Raw genomic sequence first — 8151 nt, 5'->3', positions numbered from 1 at the left:
ACCCGCCTCGTGCTCGCGCAAAACCGCGATGATCTGCTCTTCCGTGAACCGCTTCCGCTTCATCTGTCCGTCCTTCTTGGAGGCCGGACTCTAACTCCAGGTGGAGGAAATTCTCAGTGGCAGGTCAGCTGAGGGACATGGCTGACAGATTTTCCGCAATGAGCCCCAGCCCGACCGGCGAGCTGCCTCCGTATGCACGGGACTGCCACGCGGCCGCCTCAGAATGCTGGCATCCTCTGGGCCAGAGAGCCGGCTAAGCCGCCTCGAACGAACTTCACCTCATCGCCGCACGGCAGGACGGCGTAGTCGCAATCTGTCGAACGTCAGCCGTTGCGAAATGTGTAGCCGTACCCGTTGATCGCCGGCGCGCCGCCGAGATGCGCGTAGAGGACCTTCGACCCCTCTGGAAAGAAGCCTTTCTGGACGAGGTCGATCATCCCTTGCATCGATTTCCCCTCGTAGACGGGATCAGTAATCATACCCTCAAGCCGCGCGCACAGGCGGATCGCCTCCTTGGTTTCCTCGGACGGAATCCCATAACACGGGTACGCGTACTCCCGGAGCAACACCACGTCATCCTCGACGAGTTCCGTTTCGAGCTCGACGAGCATCGCTGTATGTTGGGCAATGCTTAGCACCTGCGCCTTGGTCTTAGCGGGGATGGCAGAGGCATCGATACCGATCACGTTGCGCTGTCGACCGTCCTCGGCGAATCCGACGAGCATCCCGGCATGCGTTGAACCTGTGACCGTGCAAACGACGATGTAGTCGAAGGCAAACCCAAGCTGTTTCTCCTGAGCCCGCACTTCCTCCGCGAATCCCACATAGCCGAGGCCTCCATTCGGGTGAACAGACGCCCCGGCAGGTATCGCATAGGGCCTGCCGCCCCTTGCCTTGACCTCGTAAAGCGCCTTTTCCCAACTGCGGCGGATACCGATGTCAAAGCCTTCGTCGACCAGGCGTACCTCTGCTCCCATGATGCGGCTCAAGAGAATGTTGCCGACGCGGTCGTAGACGGCATCCTCATGGGGTACCCAGCTCTCCTGAACCAGCAGACATTTCATGCCGATCTTGGCGGCGACCGCGGCGACCATGCGGGTGTGGTTGGACTGCACGCCCCCGATGGTGACGAGCGTATCGGCATCTGACGCGATCGCGTCGGGAATGATGTATTCGAGCTTGCGTAGCTTGTTTCCACCATACGCGAGACCGGAGTTGCAGTCCTCGCGTTTGGAGTAGATTTCCACCTTTCCTCCTAGATGCTTGCCGAGGCGATCGAGCTTCTCGATGGGTGTGGGTCCAAAGGTGAGCGGATAGCGTTCGAACTTTTCCAGCATGTTTTCTCCTGCAACACGTGATTGAGCTGAACCAGCTCCGCCCTCGCTCATGGGCTTTGATTTGGAGCCAGCTGCGTCGTCGGACGTTGCAGAAGGCTCCCATTTTTCTTTCCAGCGCCGCGTGAGACAAAGCCACCCGCATGATGGCGTGCTGCGACGGCTATTATGTGCCAACCGAACCCAAACAGCTGGATTCACGCTAGACGGGCCAGGATGCGGTCACCTCTGCCATTTCAAGCACACCTACGCCTGGACGGTCAGCTCGATGTCCCTGGTTGGTCCAAAGTGGCGTAGATTTCCCATGGATCACGACGCCTCAGCAGGGAAATGCCGGGCCAAGCCGAGGCACATCTGAAGATTCATTCCTCACCTCATCATGGTCTGCCGGCTGGGATCGAACTTCCTTGCAACTACCGAAATGCTGAGCCCTTTGGCCGGCGCTGCGAGCGCAGCCAGACCGCCAGATCAGAAAGAGCACGCTTGCGAAATAGGCCAACTGAAGGAGCAGCGAACAAGCCAGCGTCGTGACGACCACTAGACGGATGGAATGAGAAGCGACGTAGACAGTCAGAGCGTTGCTGCACAGGACCAACCACAGGACGCGATGAAAAACTCTAAAGGGCAACGCCGTTCTCCTGGTTTGTTCCCATCAAATCATGCTGCGACCTGGTCGGCCGCAACATGGGTCTGGCAGTTCTTCGGGCAGACGCGGGCGCAGGCTCCGCAGCCTATACAGCGGCCGGCATGATCGACAACCATGATCATGCGATTGAGCTCGCCGTCGAAGTCGTCGTCTTCGCCGTCGCAGGCGCCGAGGATTTTACCTGCGTCATCGACGCCGTGAAGGTGCATGACCTCGCGCGAGCAGACCTTGAAACAGCGCCCGCAGCCGATACAAGTCTTGCCATCTATAGCGGTCAGATATTCCGGCATCCATATCGAGCCGTCGCGGGTGGTGAATGTGTTCCTCATCGTAAATTCTTCATTGCAGCGAGCTCTCTCTTGGCACCATCCAACTCGGCAAAAGCGGCGTACGCTTTCTCGGCAACTTCCTCTATCTCAGTCCAGTTGATAGGGAGATCCTCGGCAAGGTCGCGCAATTTCATCTTGGCAGCCACCGCGCGTATCTGAAGCTTTCGGACTTTCTTCTCCATCCCATCCAGATTTGACATAGATCCTTCCTCGAAATCGGTTTCTTCACGCCAGCGCCACGTCGGGATAGGCAATAGCTGCAGTCGCATCGTCGACCAGTTTCGTACCGGCCTTCGCGAGTTTCCGGAAAGTCTCGAAGCCGAACCGGTGGACGTCTCGACAGAACGACCAACCGCCCGGCCGTGAAAACCAGGCGCCCGAAGCCCCCATCGGTTTCATCTCCATCATTGGCGATGTCATCAGGCCGGAGCGCTCCTCGATCGCAAGCCTGACGGCGGTGTAAAACATGTCCAGCCTCCGCAGCACGTCCGGATCGGGATCGGCGATGATCGGGATGGCACGGCGCTGTTCCTTGGTGATGATGAAGCCGGTCAGCAGCTCGGCGTCAGCTTTGCCTTCCCATGAGCCGTGAGAGTCTTGAGCACGGATCAGCCGCACGAGGCATTTGACAAACGGGGTGGCAAGGGCCGCCTCGTCCTCGTTTACAGCCTGGCTAACCGCGGCATCAGACATTTCGCCTTCTCCTCAATTTCAGTCCTCGTCCTCGATGGACGATTTCTGTCTTCGGGGACGCCTGCTTCGGGCACATTTGCGCAGCCGACGTCCGGCTTGGCCGGGCCGATTCCACGCAAGTGATGTCCCTGTGGCCGACCTTGAACACGTCCTGGACTGTGACGTCTTCCACTGCGGCCAGCGTCGAGCATCGCGTCCGCAGCGATTCGGCCGGAGGTCATTACAAGATTTGAACTCCAACCTGCGGCAAGCGATGCGCCCTGTGCTGCAATGGACATACTTACTGCGGGCTCGCCGCAGACAATGGGCGAATTGGCCAGGGTTCAATTGCAATTGTCATCCCTTTGCGATCTTTGCTCATGAGGCGACTGCGGTTTGATTTTCAGGAGCCTTGTTTTGCGGAACCACGCAAAGATCCGCGTAACAGGCGTGCTCACCCGTGTAGTTGGCCAGGGCTTGGAGCAATGGGGTAGTAGTGCTGTTTGATGTGGTCCGGCATTGGCTCCGGATCACCCAGCGATTTCAGTGCCACTTCGATCAACTCGATCGCGCGATCCTTGTTGCCGCTCTCGTAGTAATACTGAGCGAGCGGAACGTACCAAAGGAATTTAAGGGGGCCGTCGCCTTGTGGAGGATTGAGTGTCAGGATCTGTTCCGAGAGCTTGTCGCCCATCGCAAAGCGCTCCGCATGGGGGAGATGGGAGTTGTCCATTTCGGGATCGAAGAGTTGGTTCAGGACCATGACCATCCAAGACACGGCCTCGAACTTTTTGTCGATCGCGTCCTCGACCAACTGGCGCATGAGTGGCAAGCCGGCCCGCATGTCGCGCAGCTTGTGAAGCAGTAGATTCGCATGAGTGCGCCGGAACTCGATATTGTCGGGCATCAAGGCGAGGCCTTCTTCGACAGCCGAGAGCGCCGTCGTCCAATCCTCGGCCTGCATCGCCGGCCGAAGTTTGGCGTCTATCGGCTTGGTGAGCGTTAGTTCGCGCGCTTTGCGTTGGTGACTGGCAATCCGCTCCTTATCGGCAGCTTTCGCTTCATCGCTGGTGCGCCAGCTGCCGTTAAGCACTTTCGGCAAAATCTCATCAAGTTGCATCGGATGACCGATAAAGGCGATGTGGCCGTCTCGGTCGACCACGAACGAGGCCGGAATCCCGACAGACAAGCTGGGTTCCCTCCAAAGCTTGTTCATTTCGCCTGTGTAGTCGAACGCGATCCGATAGTTCAGATTCGAGCACTTTTCGGTCAACCACGCGTCCAACTTGGTTCGGGCCTCATCGGCCGTTGGAGGCTGTTCATCAGCCGCGACGCCGACGACCTCAAGTCCGCTGTCCTTGTATTTCTCCTGCAGCTGCATCAGGTGAGGCATCGCCGCCACGCATGGTCCGCACCAGGTCGCCCAAAATTCGACGATGTAGACTTTGCCGGGCTGGAAGTTCGTGAGGGGCTCGCCACGCAGCCAGTCCTCCACTTTGATCGAAGGAGCCGGGGACTCCATCCGCAATACCATGTTGTTCTCCAAAGCTATTGCCAAAGATGGCGCGCTTCATGCGCGAGCTTTTTTCCCCTTTAGAGACGGGGCACGAGGGTTCAAGGAAAGGAGAGCTTCGCTCGTCTGCATGCAGTCAGCCTTCACTCCGTGTTGCCGCATCTCAATTTGCAAAGGCCGTGCCAGCGTGCTCCACGCGCAGTAAGCGCATGATTAGGCTTTGAAACCTCCAATTGCCCGAGATGGCCGGTTGTATTGAACCCGACATGTTTTCTCCCTCTGTCAGGTTCTGGACATGCATCACGCGCCTCGCGTTGCCAGAAAAGCGTGGCCAGGGACGACGCAACATATTCGGGTTGAGGGGCGAGTAGATGGACATCATGACTGCGTTGGCTACCGCCATGCTCTTATCATCGTCCGCTACACGCCACCTGGCTTGAGCCTCTTGCCGTTCTGGTCCGGTCAGACGGTAGCGGATCTCGCCATTTGCGATTGCAAGGCGCCGCTCCGTCCCGGCCTATGCCCTCTTCCGCCCTGCGATTGAATTCCTGGCTGGCGACATAGGAGTCTTTCCCGACGAAGCCGGTCCTGCCGCGGCTGGCAAATACCGCCATCGTCAGATTGACGATCGTGACGAAAAGGCCAAGAAGAGTGCCGGCATGTGCCGGCCGGTGAGCTCTCCGGTATTCCTGCTTTGTGTCGTTATCTTCTTTGTCCCCTACGCTCAGGCGCTACGGGGACCGCCTGGTGCGAATGTGAGCGTTGTCGGAATTGACCAGCCCAAAGACCGCCCGGTCGCCACGCGGCTCGGGCGGACCGACTGAACACGCTGAAGATGCGGTCGCCCTCGCTGCTACCCGGCTACCGTCCCAGGCGATGACAACGTGATTGATGCCATCGATTCCCGCCGGCGCCGGCAAGACCACGGCCGTCCCGACTCGAAGTTGAGGGCCCCGGCCACGGCACGGTCATTGCGTTGTTCAGCTCCCAGCTGCAGTGAGCAAGAGATCTGATCGCGCGCATGCGAATGCCGCTATGGGATCCGAACGCGATCGGCCGTGCTGAAACGACTGTCCTTCTCGACCTGGCGCCGACCTGCGAAGCCGTGGTTTTGAGTGCATTGAGGAGCGCCTGTACCTGTTTCGCGGCCGGTCTCCGCGTTGCGGATCATCGCGGGCGAGCAGAACCCCCGAGAGCGCGCTAGACACGTCCGATGGTCTCGCGACGGCGCGTGCCGATTGGCTGCGAGGAGCTTCGCGAAATTTCCCGCGTTCGCCGCGACCTTTCTTCCTTCGAATTGGCATCAGGATAGGTGACCCAGGGGAGCAGAGCTTCGAACAGCTCGGTGCTCCCCCTGGAACCAGTCAACGAGCCAAAAACAGCGGCAATGGCGGCTTCCCAACTATCCATCTGGTCACTCCGCCGAAAAGCCGCTCACGCAGCCGGCGGCTGCCATAAGCGCCCATGACGATCATATCGGCGGACGTGTCGATTGCGTGCTGCGCGAGGACCGATGCCGCCGGCTTACCGGCGCTCGGCAGCCGGTCAACCGACACTCGAGCACCGTGCCGAGTAAGATAGGCAGCGATGTCGGCTCCTGGTTCAGCGCCGTTTCCGTTGTAGGTCGCTTTCGGATCGACCAGTGTGACACGAACGTCCTCAGCTCGGGATAGCAGATCCAGCGCTTCCCGAACTGCGCGGGACGCCTCGACTCGCGAATCCCAGCCGACCAGCACGCGCCGCGGCGACAGTGTCGCCTCGGCGCCCTTCGGCACAACAAGCACCGGCTTTCCCGTATCGAACAAGCTGCCGTTGATAACAAGGGGTCCGAGATCATTGTCGTTGAGAAGTGCGGGGCCGATGATTGTCAGGTCGTTGCAGTGCGCCCGCTGTCGCACGGCGTCATCGACGCTGGCGTGGTCGCAGTAGTCGATGTCGACGTCATAGCAAAGCGACGTCGCTTTCAGCAGGTTCTGAATTTCCCTGGATGTTTTTTCCAGACGGGCCATGTCCTGCGAAAATGTCTCGATCTGCCTAAACCGTTTGTCCAACATGGCAATGGCCTGGGCGCGTTGTGTGGGCCACTCGAGGATGCCATCGCCGAGCGGTGGAGGCATCAAAACCAGCGGTGGAGGCGACATAATCAATACGGAAAGATATGCTCCGACCTCGGCACACAAGCCGGCAGCTATTCTGACGTCCTGATCGGAGTGGTCAGAACCCGTCACACAGAGTACGCTTTTAAAACCCATTTGCCCTGCTTCTTTCTAAGTATGTCGTACCTGTAGGCGCGTTTCGAAGCCGCAAGAGTTGTGCCACTCCTCCGTCGTGCTCAGGGCTACCGGTTCGCTATTTAGCCGTCCGGCCTCTCGAGCGAGTAGCCGGCAGACCTGGTGGTACGGATGACGGTGGAGGGCGAGGCCGCCTTCAGCGCCTTTCTGAGCCGGCTCATATGCACATCGACGGTGCGTACACCGACGTGGATGTTGGCCGGCCAGGCCGCGCCGATCAGCTCGTCCCGAGTGAAGACCTTGCCGGGGGTCTCAAGCAAAAGCCGCAGCAGGTTGAACTCGATCGGCCCGAGATGGATCTCGTGGCCATTGCCACGAACCCGGTGGGCATCGAGCCTCATTTCAAGGTCGCCACAGGAGAGCCAGCCGCCGTTTTCAACCCCGTTTGCACCCCGCTTGGTCAGCGCCAGCCTCGCCCGTAGACAATCGAGCAGCTTGGCCGGGGCGATCGGCCGCACAAAGCTTTCGTCAATGCCTGCCTTCAGGAGATCGAGGTGCTGGTTCTCGGCGCCGGGCGCGATCAGGGCAATAATGGGCAGGCCGCCGGTCCGGGGCTCCCGCTTGAGCCGGGCGCAGATTGCTGACCCGGTTATGCTCGCTGGCCCGCAGTCCAGCACCACGGCCTGGAAGTCCCGTTCGTCGGCCATTGCAAGTGCTTCCTTCGCGCCGCCTGCCGGCTCACTGGTGAAGCCATCCACCTCCAGTATGTGGCTGAGGAACAGATAGAACTCGGCATCTTGCGAACAGATCAGGACGAGTGGCTTCATCAACGCTACCCCAGGAACCAGATCGGTCTCGACCGCGTCGGTTGAGTGGACTGGCATCGCAGCTCCTCAAGGCCTGACATGACCCCCTTGTTCGAAACTCGGTTCCATCACGCCCGTGCCACGTCGGGATAGGCTTCAATGGCTGCGATCGCATCGCCGGCCAGTTTCGTACCGGCTTGTGCGAGTTTCCAGAACGTCTCGAAGCCGAACCGGTGGACGTCGCGCAGGGTCTTCGAAAGGACGACCAGCCGTCCGGCCGTGAAAAGCACGCGCCCGAAGCCCTCGTGGCTCATCTCCATCATCGGCGATGCCATCAGGCCGCAGCGCTCCTCGATCGCAAGCCCGACGGCGGCATAGAACATGTCTAGCCTCCACAGCACGTCCGGATCGGGATCGCCGATGATCGGGATCGCACGGCGCTGTTGCCTGGTGATGATAAAGTCGGCCAGAAGCTCGACATCCGGTTTGCCTTCCCACGACCCGTGGGGATCCTGAGCACGGATCAGTCGCACGAGGCATTTGACGAACGGGGTGGCAAGGGCCGCCTCGTCCTCGGCGACAGCAGTGCTAGCCGCGGTATCAGACATTTCGCCTTCTCC

At 59.7% G+C, this 8151-nt stretch carries 9 protein-coding genes and 1 pseudogene; all 10 read right to left on the bottom strand.

Features of this window, described 5'->3' with window-relative positions; translation table 11 throughout:
* Positions 1 to 323 precede the first annotated feature (323 nt).
* The 10 genes and pseudogenes from JQK88_RS33330 to JQK88_RS33285 all read right to left on the bottom strand — a co-directional run bounded on the left by JQK88_RS33330 (position 324) and on the right by JQK88_RS33285 (position 8139).
* Complete coding sequence (locus JQK88_RS33330) at positions 324 to 1337, bottom strand: 1-aminocyclopropane-1-carboxylate deaminase (protein ID WP_203280806.1); 1014 nt, start codon at positions 1335 to 1337, stop codon at positions 324 to 326.
* A 316-nt stretch (positions 1338 to 1653) separates the two neighbouring features.
* Positions 1654 to 1872 carry an exopolysaccharide production repressor protein gene (locus JQK88_RS33325; protein ID WP_376740484.1) on the bottom strand — a complete coding sequence of 73 codons (219 nt, stop codon included), beginning with the start codon at positions 1870 to 1872 and terminating at the stop codon, positions 1654 to 1656.
* A 119-nt stretch (positions 1873 to 1991) separates the two neighbouring features.
* On the bottom strand, positions 1992 to 2309 hold the full coding sequence (gene fdxB / locus JQK88_RS33320; RefSeq protein WP_203280802.1) for a ferredoxin III, nif-specific: 318 nt from the start codon (positions 2307 to 2309) through the stop codon (positions 1992 to 1994).
* Positions 2306 to 2509: a CCE_0567 family metalloprotein gene (locus JQK88_RS33315; protein WP_203280800.1), complete on the bottom strand. Its 204-nt coding sequence runs from the start codon at positions 2507 to 2509 to the stop codon at positions 2306 to 2308. The genes fdxB and JQK88_RS33315 overlap by 4 nt, the downstream gene beginning before the upstream one ends.
* A gap of 25 nt (positions 2510 to 2534) precedes the next feature.
* Positions 2535 to 3002 (bottom strand): NifX-associated nitrogen fixation protein, encoded by a 468-nt coding sequence (locus tag JQK88_RS33310; RefSeq protein WP_203280798.1) that lies wholly within the window; start codon positions 3000 to 3002, stop codon positions 2535 to 2537.
* Positions 3003 to 3359: 357 nt separating this feature from the next.
* Positions 3360 to 4515 (bottom strand): annotated as a pseudogene (locus JQK88_RS33305) (TlpA disulfide reductase family protein).
* A 389-nt stretch (positions 4516 to 4904) separates the two neighbouring features.
* Positions 4905 to 5222: a FixH family protein gene (locus tag JQK88_RS37655; protein ID WP_376740483.1), complete on the bottom strand. Its 318-nt coding sequence runs from the start codon at positions 5220 to 5222 to the stop codon at positions 4905 to 4907.
* Between the two features lie 636 nt (positions 5223 to 5858).
* Positions 5859 to 6746, bottom strand: a complete 888-nt coding sequence (locus tag JQK88_RS33295; RefSeq protein ID WP_203280792.1) for a universal stress protein — start codon at positions 6744 to 6746, stop codon at positions 5859 to 5861.
* Between the two features lie 101 nt (positions 6747 to 6847).
* Positions 6848 to 7609 carry a response regulator transcription factor gene (locus tag JQK88_RS33290; protein WP_246750154.1) on the bottom strand — a complete coding sequence of 254 codons (762 nt, stop codon included), beginning with the start codon at positions 7607 to 7609 and terminating at the stop codon, positions 6848 to 6850.
* Between the two features lie 50 nt (positions 7610 to 7659).
* Positions 7660 to 8139 carry a NifX-associated nitrogen fixation protein gene (locus JQK88_RS33285; protein ID WP_203280790.1) on the bottom strand — a complete coding sequence of 160 codons (480 nt, stop codon included), beginning with the start codon at positions 8137 to 8139 and terminating at the stop codon, positions 7660 to 7662.
* Positions 8140 to 8151 lie beyond the last annotated feature (12 nt).

The organism is Mesorhizobium caraganae (assembly GCF_016836705.1).
GTDB classification, from domain to species: domain Bacteria; phylum Pseudomonadota; class Alphaproteobacteria; order Rhizobiales; family Rhizobiaceae; genus Mesorhizobium; species Mesorhizobium caraganae.
Note: the sequence above shows the minus strand (reverse complement) of the source record. Positions and strands in the feature narration are given on the sequence as shown.

What these genes read in the sequence shown, in the direction of transcription:
- JQK88_RS33295 (WP_203280792.1), bottom strand. Translation starts at nt 6,746, where the DNA reads ATGGGTTTTAAAAGCGTACTCTGTGTGACGGGTTCTGACCACTCCGAT.
- JQK88_RS33285 (WP_203280790.1), bottom strand. Translation starts at nt 8,139, where the DNA reads ATGTCTGATACCGCGGCTAGCACTGCTGTCGCCGAGGACGAGGCGGCC.
- JQK88_RS33315 (WP_203280800.1), bottom strand. Translation starts at nt 2,509, where the DNA reads ATGTCAAATCTGGATGGGATGGAGAAGAAAGTCCGAAAGCTTCAGATA.
- JQK88_RS33330 (WP_203280806.1), bottom strand. Translation starts at nt 1,337, where the DNA reads ATGCTGGAAAAGTTCGAACGCTATCCGCTCACCTTTGGACCCACACCC.
- JQK88_RS33290 (WP_246750154.1), bottom strand. Translation starts at nt 7,609, where the DNA reads ATGCCAGTCCACTCAACCGACGCGGTCGAGACCGATCTGGTTCCTGGG.
- JQK88_RS33310 (WP_203280798.1), bottom strand. Translation starts at nt 3,002, where the DNA reads ATGTCTGATGCCGCGGTTAGCCAGGCTGTAAACGAGGACGAGGCGGCC.
- fdxB (WP_203280802.1), bottom strand. Translation starts at nt 2,309, where the DNA reads ATGAGGAACACATTCACCACCCGCGACGGCTCGATATGGATGCCGGAA.